The 948-nt window shown below is 69.1% G+C and carries 1 protein-coding gene; it reads left to right on the plus strand.

All coding sequences use genetic code 11. The features are described from left to right. A partial coding sequence (locus tag PSD17_RS23620) for an IS630 family transposase (RefSeq protein WP_339124558.1) occupies positions 1–948 on the plus strand: 948 nt, incomplete at both ends.

A 948-nucleotide genomic window follows, 5' to 3' on the forward strand; every position in this document is an offset into this window, starting at 1 on the left:
ATCGTGCTCGCCTCGGTCCAAGGCCGCACCGCAACCGAGGCCGCAGCGATGTTCGCCGCGACCCCGCAGTACGCGCGGGAGGTGATCCACGCGTTCAACGACAAGGGGTTCGCGGCTCTGGACCCAAAATGGAGCGGGGGCCGACCTCCTAAGTTCGGCCCCCACACCCGCGAGTTGATCTGCCGGGTCGCCCGGACCCCTCCACAGCAGGTCGGACTCCCGTTCACCACATGGAGCCTGTCCAAGCTGGTCGAGCATCTGCGCGAGCGGCACCGGGTCGAGATCAGCACCGACACCGTCCGACGTGTCCTGCGCGCCGCCGGGGTGCGCTGGCAGGCCACGAAGACCTGGAAGGCCAGCAACGATCCACAGTTCGCGCAGAAGATGGCCCGGATCCTCGACCTCTACGACCGCTCCGCCGCCGGGCAACTGACCAGCGGCGCCAGGGTGATCTGCGTGGACGAGTTCGGGCCGCTGAACCTGCAACCCCGCCCCGGGCGTGGCTGGTTCCCCACCCGAGGCCCGGCCCGGCTGCGCGCAACCTACAACCGCTACGGCGGGGTCCGGCACATGCTCGCCGGACTCGACCTGGCCTCCGGGCAGCTGTTCTACCGGCTGCGCGACCGCAAACGCTGGCAGGAGTTCCTCGCGTTCCTTCGCCAGCTCCGCACCCGGTTCCCCCGCGGGCGACTGCACATCATCTGCGACAACTTCTCCCCACACCGCAAGGCCGAAGTCGCCGACTGGTGCAACGACCACGACGTCGAGCTCGTGTTCACCCCGACCTACGCCTCGTGGCTGAACTGGATCGAGAGCGAGTTCACCGCCCTGCGCTACTTCACCCTCGACGGCAGCGACTACCCCTCCCACACCGCCCAGGAAGCCGCCATCGCCGGCTACGTCCGCTGGGCCAACCGCCACGCCCGACCCAAGAAGCGCTTCGCTCCC

The sequence above is a fragment of the Pseudonocardia sp. D17 genome (assembly GCF_036984265.1).
Classification (GTDB): domain Bacteria; phylum Actinomycetota; class Actinomycetes; order Mycobacteriales; family Pseudonocardiaceae; genus Pseudonocardia; species Pseudonocardia benzenivorans.